This is a genomic window from Spirosoma taeanense (assembly GCF_013127955.1).
Taxonomy (GTDB): domain Bacteria; phylum Bacteroidota; class Bacteroidia; order Cytophagales; family Spirosomataceae; genus Spirosoma; species Spirosoma taeanense.
This window is the reverse complement of sequence record NZ_CP053435.1, coordinates 1,436,522-1,452,969: the sequence shown is the minus strand read 5'-3', so window position 1 is coordinate 1,452,969 and position 16,448 is coordinate 1,436,522. Positions and strand designations below refer to the sequence as shown.

Annotated in this window: 12 protein-coding genes; 8 read left to right on the top strand and 4 right to left on the bottom strand. The window is 50.8% G+C overall.

The features are described 5' to 3' along the window. The first annotated feature begins 18 nt into the window (after positions 1-18). The 6 genes from HNV11_RS06180 to HNV11_RS06155 all read left to right on the top strand — a co-directional run bounded on the left by HNV11_RS06180 (position 19) and on the right by HNV11_RS06155 (position 9,085). Complete coding sequence (locus HNV11_RS06180) at positions 19-423, top strand: hypothetical protein (protein WP_171738841.1); 405 nt, start codon at positions 19-21, stop codon at positions 421-423. Between the two features lie 479 nt (positions 424-902). Continuing rightward, the gene (gyrB, locus tag HNV11_RS06175; protein ID WP_171738840.1) at positions 903-2,903 is read left to right on the top strand and encodes a DNA topoisomerase (ATP-hydrolyzing) subunit B; all 2,001 of its coding nucleotides are present in this window, start codon (positions 903-905) and stop codon (positions 2,901-2,903) included. A 126-nt stretch (positions 2,904-3,029) separates the two neighbouring features. After that, positions 3,030-5,318 carry a polyphosphate kinase 1 gene (ppk1, locus tag HNV11_RS06170; RefSeq protein ID WP_240163799.1) on the top strand — a complete coding sequence of 763 codons (2,289 nt, stop codon included), beginning with the start codon at positions 3,030-3,032 and terminating at the stop codon, positions 5,316-5,318. A gap of 167 nt (positions 5,319-5,485) precedes the next feature. Beyond that, a complete protein-coding gene (locus tag HNV11_RS06165) occupies positions 5,486-6,727 on the top strand; it encodes a NupC/NupG family nucleoside CNT transporter (RefSeq protein ID WP_171738838.1) in 1,242 nt (413 codons plus the stop codon). A gap of 141 nt (positions 6,728-6,868) precedes the next feature. Further along, the gene (locus HNV11_RS06160; protein WP_171738837.1) at positions 6,869-8,542 is read left to right on the top strand and encodes a fatty acid--CoA ligase; all 1,674 of its coding nucleotides are present in this window, start codon (positions 6,869-6,871) and stop codon (positions 8,540-8,542) included. Positions 8,543-8,593: 51 nt separating this feature from the next. Beyond that, positions 8,594-9,085: a metallophosphoesterase family protein gene (locus HNV11_RS06155; RefSeq protein WP_171738836.1), complete on the top strand. Its 492-nt coding sequence runs from the start codon at positions 8,594-8,596 to the stop codon at positions 9,083-9,085. Positions 9,086-9,154: 69 nt separating this feature from the next. On the opposite strand, the gene ftsH is transcribed toward HNV11_RS06155, so the two are convergent. Together ftsH and rsfS are read right to left on the bottom strand one after the other, a co-directional pair. Beyond that, the gene (ftsH, locus tag HNV11_RS06150) at positions 9,155-11,188 is read right to left on the bottom strand and encodes an ATP-dependent zinc metalloprotease FtsH (protein WP_171738835.1); all 2,034 of its coding nucleotides are present in this window, start codon (positions 11,186-11,188) and stop codon (positions 9,155-9,157) included. A 123-nt stretch (positions 11,189-11,311) separates the two neighbouring features. After that, positions 11,312-11,707 carry a ribosome silencing factor gene (gene rsfS / locus HNV11_RS06145; RefSeq protein ID WP_171738834.1) on the bottom strand — a complete coding sequence of 132 codons (396 nt, stop codon included), beginning with the start codon at positions 11,705-11,707 and terminating at the stop codon, positions 11,312-11,314. A 111-nt stretch (positions 11,708-11,818) separates the two neighbouring features. Here rsfS and HNV11_RS06140 point away from each other — a divergent pair, with 111 nt between their 5' ends. Beyond that, on the top strand, positions 11,819-12,589 hold the full coding sequence (locus HNV11_RS06140; RefSeq protein WP_171738833.1) for a biotin--[acetyl-CoA-carboxylase] ligase: 771 nt from the start codon (positions 11,819-11,821) through the stop codon (positions 12,587-12,589). A gap of 63 nt (positions 12,590-12,652) precedes the next feature. Here the strand turns inward: HNV11_RS06140 and pafA are convergent, their stop codons facing one another. Continuing rightward, positions 12,653-14,317 carry an alkaline phosphatase PafA gene (pafA, locus tag HNV11_RS06135; protein ID WP_171738832.1) on the bottom strand — a complete coding sequence of 555 codons (1,665 nt, stop codon included), beginning with the start codon at positions 14,315-14,317 and terminating at the stop codon, positions 12,653-12,655. A gap of 193 nt (positions 14,318-14,510) precedes the next feature. Here pafA and HNV11_RS06130 point away from each other — a divergent pair, with 193 nt between their 5' ends. Then, on the top strand, positions 14,511-15,302 hold the full coding sequence (locus HNV11_RS06130) for a sterol desaturase family protein (protein ID WP_171738831.1): 792 nt from the start codon (positions 14,511-14,513) through the stop codon (positions 15,300-15,302). A 1-nt stretch (position 15,303) separates the two neighbouring features. Here the strand turns inward: HNV11_RS06130 and HNV11_RS06125 are convergent, their stop codons facing one another. Next, complete coding sequence (locus HNV11_RS06125) at positions 15,304-16,278, bottom strand: polyprenyl synthetase family protein (RefSeq protein WP_171738830.1); 975 nt, start codon at positions 16,276-16,278, stop codon at positions 15,304-15,306. Between the last annotated feature and the right edge of the window lie 170 nt (positions 16,279-16,448).

Below are 16,448 nucleotides of genomic sequence, written 5' to 3'. Positions count from 1 at the left end.
CACGTTCAATCCCTCAACATGATTAATCATAGCAACGAAAACACACTGCTGGACGATGCCAACTCCTACGACGTTAACAAGGAGTTGATGGGCGTGATTTCATCAGACTTCGTCAAAGTGGCCGATCAGTTGAAAGAAGCGTCGTACCAGATTCGGAAACGAGGCTTCTCGGAGTACCCCATTTTTGTAGCATCACGCCGGGACGTACCGGTGGGGCAGCTTCTGATTGGGGCCAGCGAGCTGGAAAACCAGTGGAATTACAAAGCCTCGTTTCTGGACGAATTCACCCAACGTACGCTGATCGGCCCGGAATCGGTGGATTTATGGAAAGAGAACTATAAAAAACCCGACGAATATTGCTGTTTGTTTGTGATTCACGGCGATTTTGCGGGCTTCATCTATATTCCTTATCCGGAGGATTAACTTCCAGCTAACAGCTTATTTCTCAGGCCGGCTCAGTCGCATGACGAAGCCGGCTTTTTATATGGCGTTCCGTTGGTCAGCCAGCCCCCCTGGACAGGTATAAACGAATAGATTGCGAATGCTGTTTTCTGAGTATAAACCCTGAATGAAACCTACTGGTTACCTGACTGTATTAATAATACTTTTCTGAGAAATAATCTATCCCGCCAATACGGGTATAACAGACATCTTTTTTCGGGCGATTAGCGTCACTAATCGCCCGAAAAAATAGGGGCCGGCTTTAGCAAAAGGGCTCAATTCCGCTCCATATGAGAGGTAGTCTGTTCTTTTTCTGTATTTGACGTATATTAACGTAATCTTACCAAAAGGGGTAGGAAAAGAAGGAAAAATTTTGTATTTTTACAATCTGTAAAGCGCTCCTGAACGCGCCTGTTCCTAAGGCCCCGATAACAGATATTCTGATCTATTTCCATTCCAATATGACCAACGAACTGATTGAAGCAGACGCCCCGACCGAAACCGTTTTAGGCAACTACGGCGCCGATAACATCCAGGTCTTAGAAGGACTGGAGGCTGTTCGTAAACGCCCCGCCATGTATATTGGCGACGTCGGTATTCGTGGCCTTCACCACCTGATCTGGGAAGTTGTTGACAACTCGATTGACGAAGCACTGGCCGGCTACTGCGACAAGATTACCGTTACTATCAATCCCGACAATTCGATCACTGTACAGGACAATGGCCGGGGCATCCCGACCGGCATCAACACCAAAATGGGCAAATCGGCCCTGGAGGTGGTTATGACCGTACTGCACGCAGGTGGTAAGTTTGATAAAGACACTTATAAAGTTTCCGGCGGTCTGCATGGCGTCGGCGTCTCCTGCGTAAATGCCCTCTCGACCGATCTGCGCGTGGAAGTTCACCGCGACGGCAAGATCTTCGAACAGGCTTACAAAATCGGCCATCCGCAATATGAGGTGCGCGTCATTGGCGAGACTGATGATCATGGCACGACGGTTCACTTTAAACCGGACGCCAGCATTTTCACCGAAACCGTTTACAAATACGATACGGTTGCCGGTCGTCTGCGCGAACTGTCTTACCTCAACAAAGGCATTCATATCTTTCTGAATGATTTGCGCGAACTGGACGAAGCCGGCGCACCGCTTCGTCAGGACGATTTCTTTTCGGAGGGTGGTCTGGTAGAGTTTGTGCAGTATCTCGACGAAACCCGTCCCCCACTCGACGGCATGAAGCCGATCTATATGGAGAGCGATAAAGGTTCGACCCCGGTACAGGTAGCGCTGGTGTACAATTACGAGGCCGGTGAGAACGTATTGTCGTACGTTAACAACATCAACACGCACGAAGGAGGTACGCACGTACAGGGCTTCCGATCGGCCTTAACGCGTGTCCTGAAAAATTACGCCGATAAAAATCCGGGGGTTCTGCCCAAAAATGTCGGTAAGGTCACTTTCAATGGCGAAGACTTCCGGAAGGGCCTGACGGCCGTTATCTCGGTGAAAGTGCAGGAGCCTCAGTTTGAAGGCCAGACCAAAACCAAGCTGGGCAACCAGGAAGTAGTCAGCGCCGTAAGCCAGGCGATGGCCGATATGCTCGAAACCTGGCTTGAAGAAAATCCCAAGACAGCGCAGGGTATTGTCAAGAAAGTGCTCGTGTCGGCACAGGCGCGTATTGCCGCTGACCTCGCCTACAAACGCATCATGACCGAGCGCAAGGATTTTATGGGCGGCATGGGCCTGCCCGGTAAGCTTGCCGACTGCTCGGATACCGACCCGGAAAAATGCGAACTCTATCTGGTAGAGGGTGACTCGGCGGGTGGAACCGCCAAACAGGGCCGTAACCGCGCGTTCCAGGCAATTCTGCCGCTACGGGGTAAAATCCTGAACGTTGAGAAGGCGATGGAGCATAAGATCTACGAGAACGAAGAGATCAAGAATATCTGGACGGCTCTTGGCGTACGTTTGGAAAAGAAAGACGACGAAACGGTGATGAACCTGGACAAGCTCCGTTATCATAAGATCATCATCATGACCGACGCCGACGTTGACGGCAGCCACATCCGGACGCTGATTCTGACGTTATTCTACCGCAACATGAAGGCCCTGATTGACAACGGTTACGTCTATATCGCTCAGCCGCCCCTGTACCTCGTTAAGAAAGGCAAGGAAGAACGATACTGCTGGACCGAGCAGCAGCGCGAAGCCGCTGTGAAGGAACTGGCCGGTAGTGGCCGCGAAGAAAACGTAGGGGTGCAGCGTTACAAGGGTTTAGGTGAGATGAACGCCGAACAGCTCTGGAGTACCACCATGAACCCCGACACGCGCAGCCTGAAAATCGTGACGGTCGAGTCGGCCGCCGACGCCGACCACGTCTTTTCAACATTGATGGGCGATGATGTCGCTCCCCGACGCGACTTTATCGAACGAAACGCAAAATACGCCCGAGTGGATGTTTAACCGATTGATAACACAAAGCGGGCTGTTTGGCCCGCTTTTTTGTTGTAATTGAAAGCTAGAATCTATAGTATGCGTTATTCCTTCAACCCCAACCGTACGATATTAGGAAATTTGGTTTCCCGATTTATGCACCGCCAGACGAACCCGCCGGCGCAGGCAATTGATAAAATGGCAAAAGTTAGCGAAAAAGTCAGCAGCGTTATTGATCAGAGCGATTACCTCAGTCGCGATCTAAGCTGGCTCAAATTTAACGAGCGGGTCCTGGATCAGGCGCGCAGCACCGAACGGACGCTAATGGAACGGCTCAAATTTCTGGCCATTTCGGCATCCAACCTCGACGAATTCTTTATGATTCGCGTAGGTAGCCTGTATAATTATCTGGATTACCACAAACAGCGGATCGATTACTCCGGTCTGCGCGAGGTGCCGTTCCGTAAGGCTCTGTTCACGAACGCACAGCAGTTTTGCCGGGACCAGCAGCAGTTGTTCACCGAAGAACTGCTGCCGCTCTTTGCCGAAAATGGGCTTATGCTGGTGGATTATCAGGACCTGACACCTGACGAACAGACCGAAGCGACCAGCTACTTCGACCGGGCAATTTACCCAACGCTGACGCCGATGCTGTACGACTACACGCACACTTTTCCGGTTCTGCTGGCAAAAGTGCTGATCTTCGGCGTCGTAACGCAAAGTCCCGACGGCGCCGAACTGCAAAGCCTGCGCTCCGAAGATGAAGACGATCGCCAACGACTGTCGTTCGTGCAGATTCCGGCTAACCTGCCGCGTTTTTTGTCTTTTGAGCGGGAAGACGTAACGGTATTTATTCCGATTGAAGAAATTGTCCGGCAGAACATCAAGAAACTTTACCGAAACGTCGAGCTAACGTCGGTCAATCTGTTTCGTATCACCCGGAATGGCGATTTCACGCTCGAAGAAAATGACGACGATGAAGTTGATTTTATTGATGAAGTCCGGCAGAAAATCAAAAACCGGCGGCTGGGACGCGTAACGCGCGTTGAGGTTGAAATTGATGCAACCGGCCATGTTGGGTCGCCTTGGATGCTGAATCTGCTCAAAAAACGCTGGGAGATTGACGACCTGAATATTTTTGAGTCGCGCACCATGCTTGACTTTTCGGCCTTCTGGCAAATCATCAATTATCCGGACTTTAAAGATGACATGCCCCGACCGCATGCGCCGGTGCCACCACTGGGACTGTTGCGGGCTGGGCGCGACAAAACCGACGACATTTTTGAGTTAATCAAGCAGCGGGACCTTTTCCTTCATCATCCTTACAACAACTTCGAGCCCGTCCTGCAGCTGCTCGAACAGGCCGCAGAAGACCCGCACGTACTGGCTATAAAAATTACGGTTTACCGGCTGGCGAAGCGGTCACGCATTACGGAAGCCCTGCTCAAAGCCGCCGAAAATGGAAAACACGTTTCGGTTCTGTTTGAGGTAAAAGCGCGATTTGATGAAGAAAACAACATCCGGGAGGCCCAGCGTCTGCAGAAAGCGGGTTGTTTTGTCATCTACGGAATCAGCCGCTTTAAAACACACACAAAACTGCTGCTGGTCGTTCGGAATGAGGGCAGCCGCGTAGTGCGCTATGCGCATATGGCTACCGGAAACTACAATGAAGACACGTCAAAACTATACACAGATATTGGTCTGCTGACGACGAACGAAGTGTACACCCACGACATTTCGGAGTTCTTCAACGTTATCACGGGGCATTCCTTACCGAACGAATACCAGTATCTGATTACGGCCCCGCGCGACATGCGCGAACAGCTCGTACGGCTCATTCGCTTAGAAGCCGATAATGCCAAACACGGCTTGCCAAGTGGTATCTGCATCAAAGTCAATTCCCTGGAAGACAAAGAGGTTATTAACGAGCTGTATAAAGCCTCGCAGGCAGGCGTTCCTATCCGGTTGATTGTACGTAGTATCTGCTGCCTACGTCCCCACCGCACCGGTTTAAGCGAGAATATTACGGTACGATCCATCGTAGGCGATTTTCTGGAGCATACCCGGATTTACTATTTTCATAATAACGGCGATCCGAAAGTTTATGGCGGTAGCGCCGACATCATGGTACGGAGTTTTGACCGGCGGATCGAGTCGCTGTTTTATCTGGCTGATCCACGAGTCAAGCAACAGGCAATCCTGATTCTGGATTATAACCTGCGCGACAACGTAAATGCCTTTGAGTTGAACGAAGACGGCAATTTTAAGAAATGCGACGTACCAGTCGGCAGTAAGCCGTTCAATATGCATCAGCGCTTTTTTGAAGTGACCGAAAAAGAGGCAAGCAAAGCACGATTGTTCGACCCGGAAATTAAACCCGCTGAAGTTGCCCAGATTGAGGAAGAATATCAGGAAGGCGCCGAGCGGGCTATCGCAGATATTTAAGAATTACACAAGGGATGGGCGGGTGAACCGCCGAACGGGACGATTTGGCACTCGTATGGCCGAATCGTCCCGTTTTCACTTTTGTCTTCTTGAGCCCTGTTCTAACGTCATTTCAGCCCCTTTTGTTTGTATCTTCGCCACCTTAATTAGACTTTCGTTTTCACTGAATGGATCGTTTTACCGGCCTGATTGGTATTGTTTTAATTCTGGGAATTGCTTACGCCCTGTCGAACAACCGTAAAGCCATCAACTATCGTACTATTGGCGTTGGCTTGGCTCTCCAGTTTGGGCTGGCCGTCTTTATTTTAAAAACTGAGGTTGGCGGCCAAATATTCAACTGGTTAGGGAAAGCCGTTGCCAGACTCTTATCCTTCTCCGACAAAGGTGCCGAGTTTGTCTTTGGTTCACTGGTCAGACGCGATATTCTGGACCGCGCCTTTGGGGTAGGCAACGACTTTATTTTCTTCTTTAAAATCATCCCAACTATCATTTTCGTAGCGGTTCTGGTCAACATCTTTTATCACCTCGGTATCATGCAGCGGGTGGTCTCCATGATGGCCCGGGTTATGAAAACGCTGATGGGAGTAAGTGGAGCGGAAGCGCTGTCCAACGTAGCCAGTACGTTTGTCGGGCAGGTTGAAGCGCAGATTATGGTGAAACCTTACCTCCGGACCATGACCAATTCGGAGTTGATGGCTTCTATGACGGGTAGTTTTGCCTGCATAGCCGGGGGCGTTCTGGCCGTGTATATTTCGCTGGGCGTACCGGCGCCTTACCTGCTGGCAGCCAGTATAATGGCCGCACCCGGCGCCCTTGTCATCAGCAAGATTGTATTTCCCGAAACCGAAGTTTCTGAAACGCAGGGCGTGGTCAAAGTTGAAATTAAAAAGAACCACGTCAATTTACTCGACGCCATTGCAGGTGGCGCCAGCGAAGGTCTAAAGGTCGGCCTGAATGTGGTAGCTATGCTGATTGGCTTTATCGCTGTGATCGCTCTGCTCGATTATATTCTGCTGCGCATCGGCGTCTCGGTATTTAACATTCCTGACCTGAGTATGAATTTTCTACTTGGCAAACTGTTCTCGGTGTTCGCCTGGGCGATGGGTGTGCCCGGAAAAGACATCCAGGCCGCTGGCGCTCTGATGGGTACCAAAATGGTCGTTAATGAGTTTGTAGCTTATCTGGACCTCGTAAAGATTAAAACTACCCTCGACCCGAAGACGGTTGCCATTACCAGTTTTGCGCTCTGCGGCTTTGCTAATTTCAGCTCTATCGCTATTCAGGTAGGTGGTATTGGCGAGCTGGCTCCCAACCGCCGTAGCGACCTCGCCCGATTAGGCTTCAAAGCCCTCGTTTGTGGTACATTGGCCAGCTATATGTCGGCGACGCTGGCGGGTCTGCTACTGTAAGTTAACGACTTTTATTGTTCTTCCTGCTTAGCAAACGACCCGACTTTATAAAGTCGGGTCGTTTGCTAATTACTATTTTTTCTTCAGTTCGTTCAATTGTACCTTCGGCTTCTACGTTGTCTTCCAAACCAGGATACTGCCATGATTCAGACGAAATTGATTCCCCGCACCGCCGAAGCTGTTGAACCGCCCATGCTGATTAAAACCCTGCTGGCCCAGTCCACCAAATATGAGCCGCAGCGTGAGATAATCTACCGCGATCTGTTTCGAATGAATTACGTCGAGTTCAACCGGCGCGTTCGGCAGTTAGCCAATGTATTAACAGACCTCGGCGTAAAGCCCGGTGATACGGTTGCCGTACTTGACTGGGATAGCCACCGGTATCTGGAATGTTTTTTCGGTGTGACAAGCTACGGGGTGGTACTGCATACTATCAATGTTCGACTTTCGTCCGCTCAGATTCTGTATACAATGAATCACGCTCAGGATAAAATCGTCCTGATTCATGAAGACTTCCTGCCCATTCTGAGCGCCATTAAAGACCAGTTGACGACGGTTGAGAAATTCGTGCTTATATCTGATAAGGTCTATACCGATCCCATTGCCGTTGGAGACCTGCCGACTGGCTTTTCGGGCGAGTACGAGGCTTTGCTTGGTAACGCATCGGATCAGTACGATTTCCCGGATTTTGACGAAAACACCTGGGCAACCACATTTTATACTACTGGTACGACAGGTAACCCCAAAGGCGTCTATTTTTCGCACCGGCAATTATTTATGCACACGATGGGTCTGGCAACTTACGTCTGCGGCTACCAAGCTGTACCGTTTTCGTCGGTAACGGACGTGTATATGCCCATTACGCCTATGTTTCACGTGCATGCCTGGGGTTTCCCGTTTCTGGCGACCATGCTGTCGACCAAGCAGGTTTATCCGGGGCGATATGAGCCTGAACTTTTGCTGAAACTCCTGCTGAAAGAAGGCGTTACGTTGTCGCACTGCGTTCCCACCATCCTAAATATGCTGGTCAACAGTCCAGTCGCCAATCAGGTCGATTTAACCCGCTGGAAGGTGATCATCGGTGGGTCGGCGCTGACGAAAGGGCTGGCTAAAGGCGCGCTTGAACTTGGCATCCAGGTGTATCAGGGCTATGGCATGTCGGAAACGGCTCCAATCATGGCGCTTTCCCAGTTGAACGATCTTGAACGTAACCTACCTGTTGACGAGAAGGTTGACTATCTCACCCGCGCCGGCCGGATTGCACCGTTTATTGAGATGCATCTGATGGACGATGAAGGGAATTTTGTGCCGCACGACGGACATTCATTGGGCGAAATTGTGGCGCGGGGACCCTGGCTAACGCAGGGGTATTACGAAGACCCCGAATGTGGAGCGGCCCTTTGGAAAGGTGGCTGGCTCCATACCGGCGACGTAGCCAGCATTACGCCCGACAACTGGGTGTTGATTGCTGACCGAACGAAAGACGTGATTAAGACCGGTGGCGAATGGATCTCCTCACTCGACATTGAAGACTTGTTGTCGCAGGTTGACGGCGTAGCCGAAGCCGCCGTCGTTGGCTTGCCCGACGAACGCTGGGGCGAACGCCCGCATGCCCTGATCGTGCAGAAACCGGGGGCTGAACTAACCGCTGAGGGTATAAAATCTGGCATGCAGGCTAAAGTGCAGCTTGGCGAGCTCAACAAATGGTACGTTCCCGACCGGATTCTGTTCGTACCCGAAATCCCTAAAACCAGCGTTGGTAAAATAGATAAAAAGCGAATCCGGTCGGAGATGAAAGACCTGATTTTACAGTAACAGCAAGCCAGAGACAGACTCCATAAATGGATTTGCTGAAAATTGATTCTTATGACTCGCATTGGCCTGCTTTCTGACACGCATAGCTTTCTGGACCCACAACTCTTCAGGCACTTCGACGCCTGTGATGAAATCTGGCACGCTGGCGACGTGGGCGCCTTAACGGTGATTGATGAGTTAAAAGCGTTTAAACCCACCAGGGTTGTATGCGGCAATATCGATCGCGAATCAAGCGACCTTCCCGCCCATCAGCGGTTTGAACTGGAAGAACTGGACATCTGGATGACCCATATTGGTGGTGCACCACCCCGGTATAATCCCGTCGTCAGGCCCAACTTACAACTTAACCCGCCTGACCTGTTTATTTGCGGCCACTCACATATTCTGAAAGTCGTGCGTGATCCAGCCATGCATAATTTATTATTCATCAATCCCGGCGCGGCCGGTAAAACCGGCTTTCATCTCATGCGCACAGCTATCCGTTTTACACTCGATGCAGGCCGGATTGCCGATATGCAGGTTGTTGAGCTGGGCAAAAAATAGCCTCGATCCACTGGAACACAAACAAAAAAGGCTTCCCGCTTGAGAAGCCTTTTTTGTTGATTAATTGCTTTAGAGCGGTAACGATTCCGGTTCGGTTTCGGCAGGCTTAGCCTCCTTGCCAATTTCTTCCTTCACCTCTTCGGCAACGCCTTTGTTCTTATAAGCCTGGTAGACCGTCTCGCGTTCGAACGGACGCTTACCAATCAGACGCACCAGATCGTTTTGATAAAGAATTTCTTTTTCGAGCAATTCTTTGGCAATAACCTCCAGCGCTTCCCGCTTATCTGTCAGCAGGTCTTTCGTCCGGTTATAGGCTATTTCAACAATCTTGCGGACTTCTTCATCGATGTGCTTGGCCGTTTCTTCCGAGTACGGTTTGTTAAAGGCGTAGTCCGACTGTTTGGAATCGTAAAACGATACATTCCCGATCTTGTCGTTCATGCCGTACATCGTCACCATGCTGTAAGCCAGTTTAGTGATACGCTCCAGATCACTCAGCGCCCCCGTCGATACTTTACCGAAAATCAGATCTTCGGCTGCCCGACCGCCCAGCGCCATGCACATTTCGTCCATAAGCTGCTCGGTACGGTACAGATACTGTTCACGAGGCAGGTACTGCGCATAACCCAGCGCGGCTACACCACGGGGAACAATCGTTACCTTAACAAGCGGATCGGCATGTTCGAGGAACCAGCCTGCTACGGCATGACCGGCTTCGTGGTAAGCAACGATCTCTTTTTCCTCGGGCGAAATCAGCTTATTCTTCTTCTCCAGACCACCAATCACGCGGTCCATAGCGTCCTGGAAGTCTTTCATATCGACGGCTTCCTTGTCGCTGCGGGCAGCAATCAGGGCCGCTTCGTTACAAACGTTGGCAATTTCAGCACCAGCAAAGCCAGGCGTCTGCGCAGCCAGTTCTTTCGGGTCAACGTCAGCCGAAAGCTTGATTGGCTTCAAGTGAACCCGGAAGATAGCTTCCCGGCCAATAATATCCGGTTTGTCAATGCTGATCTGACGGTCGAATCGGCCAGGACGTTGCAAGGCTGAATCAAGTACGTCGGGACGGTTGGTAGCAGCCAGGATAATAATCCCGGAGTCGGTTGCAAACCCATCCATCTCCACCAGCAGCGAGTTCAGCGTGTTTTCGCGTTCATCGTTGGCACCGGGCATGGAGCCCCGCCCCCGCGACCGGCCTACCGCGTCAATCTCATCAATGAAAATGATACAGGGGGCTTTCTCTTTAGCCTGCTTGAACAAATCCCGTACACGGGCCGCACCCACACCAACGAACATCTCCACAAAGTCGGAGCCCGACAGTGAGAAAAACGGTACACCGGCTTCACCGGCAACGGCTTTCGCCAGCAGGGTTTTACCCGTACCCGGAGGGCCAATCAGGAGCGCACCTTTTGGAATCTTGGCGCCAAGCTTGGTAAACTTAGTTGGATTCTTCAGGTAATCAACAATTTCCTTGATTTCTTCTTTAGCCTCGTCCAGACCAGCTACGTCGTTAAACGTAATCTTTACCTTGTTATCTGCGTCGAACAGGGCGGCTTTTGATTTGCCAATGTTGAAAATCTGGCCGCCTGGTCCACCCGCGCCCGACATCCGGCCCAGTAGAAAATACATAGCCAGGATCATCACAATCAGGAAGCCCCACGTGCTGATAATACTGCCAAAGTCGCTCCGGCTCTCGAACTTGAAATCAATCTTCTCATTATCAGGCAGGCCCTGCTGCAACTGGTCTAGATCCTTCTTAAACGATTCACCAGAGGCAACCTGAAATTGAAAATGAGGTCCGTGACTCGTGCCAAAGTAAGGCTTATCGGCGAACTGACTACGGTATTTAGGACTTTGAGCGGCCTGTTGCGTAAGGGTTACTTCCGCAATTTTATCATTGACTAAAATTACCTCTGATACCTCATGATCTTTCACCATCCGCTCAAACCGCTTCTGCGAAATCTCGCGGGTAGCCGAGCTTTTGTTGAAAAACGTAATGCCCAGGATAGCGGCAATCAGCAGCGCTACAATCCACCCCTGAAAGTTTGGCTTTCTTGGGCCATTACCCCGGGGTACTAACGGATTTCTATTGTTGTTTTCTGACATTTCCTCAGGTTGTACAAACGGATTTCTTGAGTAACACCGTATTATGAACGAATGTTTCTCTGGGTTGACGGTTAGGACAAGCGGTTTGCCTGCCCCATAAGCGGGCCAAAATAGCCAGTAGATTTAGCCTACTGTTGACAACTCGCCATCTTCAATGTACTGGATTTCGGCGTCGCCCCAAAGCTGCTCAAGGTCGTAGAACGCCCGTCGATCTTTTTTGAATACATGGGCGACTACGTCCACGTAATCAAGCAGAATCCACTCCCGGTTCAGCTTTCCTTCCTTGTGCCAGGGGTCCTGCTTGCTGGCTTTATAAACTTCTTCTTCTACAGAAGTGGAGATGGCGTCAATCTGTGTATCGGAATTACCCGAGCAAAGAATGAAGTAATCGCAAATGGCATTCTTGACATTACGCAGGTCCATTACAACAATGTCATGCGCTTTCTTTTCCTGCATACCCCGCACCACGAAATCACGGATCTGCTCGGCGGTAAATTCACTGTTTGTGTTGATTCTCATGCTTTCAGTTTAACATTGCACGATAAGCTAATCAGCGGGTACTTTGCCTGGCGAACGTTACTAGTTCACAGCACCATCCATTAGCTTCCTTCTACTAAACTATACAAAATTTTGTACAAAATCTATCCCAAAACGCTTTTTATTGGGCAAAAAATACAATATCTGCCAAGCTGTCAGTCCACTAACGACGAAGCGTCTGCTTTGATTGCCCAGAATGACCCACCGGAAGGTCTTATTGTCGTAACCGATCAGCAAACTGCCGGACGCGGCCAGAGGGGTAATGTCTGGGAAGCAAAACCAGGTCAGAATCTAACCTTTTCACTGATTTTAAAGCCGGCATTCCTGAATGCTACGGAACAGTTCTGGCTGAATATGGCTGTATCGCTGGGTATTTACGACGCTTTGCAACCCTTGTTAACCAGCCAATTGCGCGTTAAATGGCCCAATGACATTTACGTGGGTAACCAGAAAGCCGGCGGGATATTAATTGAAAATATGTTGCAGGGATACTTTATTGGCTGGTCAATTATTGGCGTGGGATTGAATGTTAACCAAACAGAATTCCAGTATTCAACCGCTACATCCCTGCAACGGCAATGGCCCCTGCCAAACGGCTATGATCTGCCCGGCCTGCTCGGCACGCTGACCGAAAAGCTGGAACAGCGCTATTTACAGCTTCGCTCCGGTCAGCGTGACCTGCTAAAAATCAATTATCTCCAGACTTTATATCGCTATCAGGAAGAGCATATATTCGAGCGCGAAGGCAGCCGCTTCCGGGGCACGATTATCGGTATTGATGCCACCGGCCGACTAGCCCTGGCTGAAGGAGGCCAGATTCGATACTATGCCTTTAAAGAGATCGCGTTTGTGCTGGACGAGTAAAAGAGAAAAAGGGTAAAATCAGTTCCTTATCTTACCCTTTTTTCCTGCGTTACGGTTCCGCGATTATTTGATTGCCTCTTCGACCGGATTACCAATACAGCCACTGGGTTCGAGGATACTAAGCAGCGCTGTAACGGTCGGCGCAATGTCGTGTATGTGCGTCCGGCGGAAGGTTTGACCTGGACGGACGCCCCAGCCATAGATCAGAAACGGTACGTGGGTATCGTAGGCATAGGTAGTGCCATGGGTGGTGCCTTTGGCTCGTCCTTCGAACCAGCCGGCCTGCTGCATTACGTAAATATCCCCACTCCGATTGGGGTGATACACGTTGCGGAACAGGTTGGCCTGGAGCTCAGGTAAAGGTTCTGCATAGAGATTGTGCAGGTTTATGACATTGACGATTCCCCGCTGCTTCAGCAGGGTACTCCGCAGCAGCTCATACACATCCTGCATGGCAATTTTTCTCTCGGCCATTAGGTTCCGGTTCAAATACAGCTGCTGGTTCATGTAAGACAGGATCCACTGTCCCGGCCCGAAAGCTTTTTCCAGAACTGCCTTGGCGGCTTCGCTCACTTCGCCATAGCTCTTCACCCCAGCCGGAATGCGGTACTGCTGCGAAAAACCCGGCACATCGGCTACGCCATGATCGGCCGACAGAAACGCCAGCCATTGCCCCTTACCAACCGTAGCGTCCAGTTCTGCAAACAGGTCGGCCAGTTGGCGGTCCAGCCGTAGGTAGTTGTCCTCGGTTTCAACGGCGTGGGTACCAAACGTGTGCCCAATGTAATCGGGTGAGGAGAAGCTTACGCAGAGCATATCAGTTACGCTATGCTGTCCTAACTGCTCTCCTTTCAAGGCCGCCAGCGCAAATTCCTTGGTGATCTGGTCACCGTAGGGGCTGGTGCGCAGCACTTCGTATTTTAGCCCACCTGCCGTACCAATAAACTCATGGGGGAACACTGCTTTGGCCTCGCCCGGCAGCGAACCTTCATAAGCCTGGTCGTCGGTTGTGCTTTCCGTGTACTGGTTCATGGGCAGACTGGCCTGCCATGTCTGGCCAATAAACTGTTCGGGCAGTTTGCGGGCGTTAAAAGCCTGCACCCAGGCGGGCAGTTCTTTGCCGTAAAAGGTACTGCTGATAAAATTACCATCGCGGGAATCGAACCAGTAGGCCCCGTCGGCTGCGTGACCAGCTGGCAGAATAGCGCCCCGGTCTTTCAGGGCAATACCAATAACTTTAGCCCGCCCATCGGTAGCGAGTTTCAACTGATCGCCGATGGTCGTAACGAGCATGTTCCGGGGCGACATCTTACCAGCATTTCCGGTGTTGCCCAGGGTGCTGACACTCGTATCTTCGGCGCAGTACATCAGACGGCCCAGATTCCGATCATAGAAATCATTGCCGACGATACCGTTCAGGGCCGGAGCCGACCCTGTAAAGATTGCCGTATGCCCCGGCCCAGTATACGTAGCTGCGTAATGATAGTGGTTGTTGCGGGCGTTGAAGCCTTCATTCATGAGCCGACGGAATCCGCCGGTACCGTATTTGTCGTAATACCGATACAGATAATCGTAGCGCATCTGGTCGACCGTGATACCCACGACTAGTTTAGGCCGGGCCAGCGTCTGACGGGTTGAGGCAGTTGCCGAACGGGTTGTTTTCTGGGGCTGAGCAAAGGCCGTTACGGTGAGTAAGGAAAGCAGCCCAATTGAGGAAAGCAGGCGCATGAAGCCGGTATATTAATAATTGAGAAAACTGCCCGCAAAAGTACAAATTAATTAGTGGGGCAACGACCTGGCTAAATAAAGCGTTTATGAAACCTGCAGGAGACGTAACTCCTTTTTGAAAACACCATCAGATTTTTAACATTGGCAAATAAATTCGGTTGAATAAGCGAAGCTTTCCCAGCTGATAGTCTATATGATTCAAATTACCGGGCCGGCCACGTTCTGGCTCACAGCCCTGCTTTTCTTCCTCGCGGTTTTTGGGCGTTACGTCCTGTTTTCACTGGCGTTCTGGTGGCTGTTCAGGGTTTCCATGAAAGATCAGTTTGCGCACCGTGCCGTACAGATGCGTCCCCGGAAAGCAGGCCAAGACTGGCGCGAGATAGGCTGGTCGCTGCTGACCTCGCTCATCTTTACCGCTATTGCTATGGCTGTCATTATGGCCTATCAGGCAGGCTATACCCGTATCTACACGGATTTTCGGACTTACCCAATCTGGTGGTATCCCATCAGCGTTGCGGTTGTCCTGTTTTTTCATGAGACGTATTATTACTGGCTCCATCGCTGGATGCACCGACCGGGCGTGTATCGGTGGGTGCATAAGACGCACCACGACAGCATCACGACATCTGCCTGGACTTCTTTTTCATTTCACCCACTCGAAAGCACCCTGCAGGCCATTGTGATTCCGGCACTGACGTTTGTTATCCCCCTGCACATTTCGGCAGTCGGTTTAATCCTGCTGATTATGACTGTATCGAGCGCCATCAACCACCTCAATACAGAAATTTACCCACGCGATTTTAACCAGCACTGGCTGGGGCGCTGGCTCATCGGCGCTACGCACCATAGTCTGCACCATACGCAGTTCCGCTTCAACTACGGGCTGTACTTTACGTTCTGGGATAAATGGATGAAAACCGAAAGCCCGGACTTCCACCGGCTTTTCGCGGAGAAGACAAGTAGCGCTCCGGACAAGAAGACGTAAACTATTTGCTGCGCTCTATTGTGTACTGCACCAGCTGATACAGCGATTGTCGGTATGTTGAGGCCGGAAATGAATCCAGCAGCGCCTGCGCATCGGCGACATAGCGGTTCATCGCTTCGGTCGCGTATTCAATGCCGCCCGAATTTTTTACGAACCCAATCACCTCGTTCACCTTTTTAGGATTTTCGCTTTCGTTCTTGACGATGTTGATGATTCGGCGCTTTTCAAAAAACCCCGCCTTGCCCAGGGCGTAAATAAGCGGCAGGGTCATTTTTTTCTCTTTGATGTCGATACCCAGCGGCTTTCCAACTTCAGCCGTGCCGTAATCAAACAAATCGTCTTTGATCTGGAAAGCTATACCAACCTTCTCGCCGAAAGTCCGGGCTTTCTGGACCGTTGCCGGGTCGCTACCTGCCGACCGTGCTCCTACAGCGCAGCAGGCCGCAATCAGCGAGGCTGTTTTCTGGCGGATGATCTCGTAATACACATCCTCGGTAATATCCAGCCGTCGCGCTTTCTCGATTTGCAGCAATTCACCCTCGCTGATTTCCCGCACTGCTTTCGATACGATCTGTAGCAGTTCGAAATCACCGTTATCGACCGACAGCAGTAAGCCCCGCGACAAGAGATAGTCGCCCACCAGCACGGCTATTTTATTTTTCCAGAGAGCGTTGACTGAGAAAAAGCCACGCCGATAATTGGAGTCATCGACAACGTCGTCGTGAACTAGCGTGGCTGTGTGCAGAAGTTCGATGAGTGACGCGCCCCGATACGTAGATTCGGTGATCGGACCGCAAACGCCCGCCATCAGAAACACAAACATGGGACGTAATTGCTTGCCCTTCCGTTTCACGATATAATTCATGATCTGGTCGAGCAGCATAACGTCGCTTTTCATCAAGTCCCGGAATTTCTGCTCGAATAAGTCCATTTCAGCAGTAATCGGAGCTTGTATATCAGCGACAGTAAGAGCCATGTTTGAGTCGTCAATCCTGTGTCGTAATCCAGCAATCGGCCTGCCATCAAAATATTCTGTTGACTTAGGCCTGACTGCTACCGACTAAATTCCCGGCAAGTATAGCAAGGAATGTGCAGACGCCGAAAAAGCCGCTTAAAAACGAATGAACGCGGATGTTCTTGCTTAAT

Coding starts and splice junctions, on each gene's coding strand:
- ppk1 (WP_240163799.1), top strand. CDS start 3,030: ATGCACCGCCAGACGAACCCGCCGGCGCAGGCAATTGATAAAATGGCA.
- HNV11_RS06125 (WP_171738830.1), bottom strand. CDS start 16,278: ATGGCTCTTACTGTCGCTGATATACAAGCTCCGATTACTGCTGAAATG.
- HNV11_RS06180 (WP_171738841.1), top strand. CDS start 19: ATGATTAATCATAGCAACGAAAACACACTGCTGGACGATGCCAACTCC.
- gyrB (WP_171738840.1), top strand. CDS start 903: ATGACCAACGAACTGATTGAAGCAGACGCCCCGACCGAAACCGTTTTA.
- HNV11_RS06165 (WP_171738838.1), top strand. CDS start 5,486: ATGGATCGTTTTACCGGCCTGATTGGTATTGTTTTAATTCTGGGAATT.
- HNV11_RS06160 (WP_171738837.1), top strand. CDS start 6,869: ATGATTCAGACGAAATTGATTCCCCGCACCGCCGAAGCTGTTGAACCG.
- HNV11_RS06130 (WP_171738831.1), top strand. CDS start 14,511: ATGATTCAAATTACCGGGCCGGCCACGTTCTGGCTCACAGCCCTGCTT.
- rsfS (WP_171738834.1), bottom strand. CDS start 11,707: ATGAGAATCAACACAAACAGTGAATTTACCGCCGAGCAGATCCGTGAT.
- ftsH (WP_171738835.1), bottom strand. CDS start 11,188: ATGTCAGAAAACAACAATAGAAATCCGTTAGTACCCCGGGGTAATGGC.
- pafA (WP_171738832.1), bottom strand. CDS start 14,317: ATGCGCCTGCTTTCCTCAATTGGGCTGCTTTCCTTACTCACCGTAACG.
- HNV11_RS06155 (WP_171738836.1), top strand. CDS start 8,594: ATGACTCGCATTGGCCTGCTTTCTGACACGCATAGCTTTCTGGACCCA.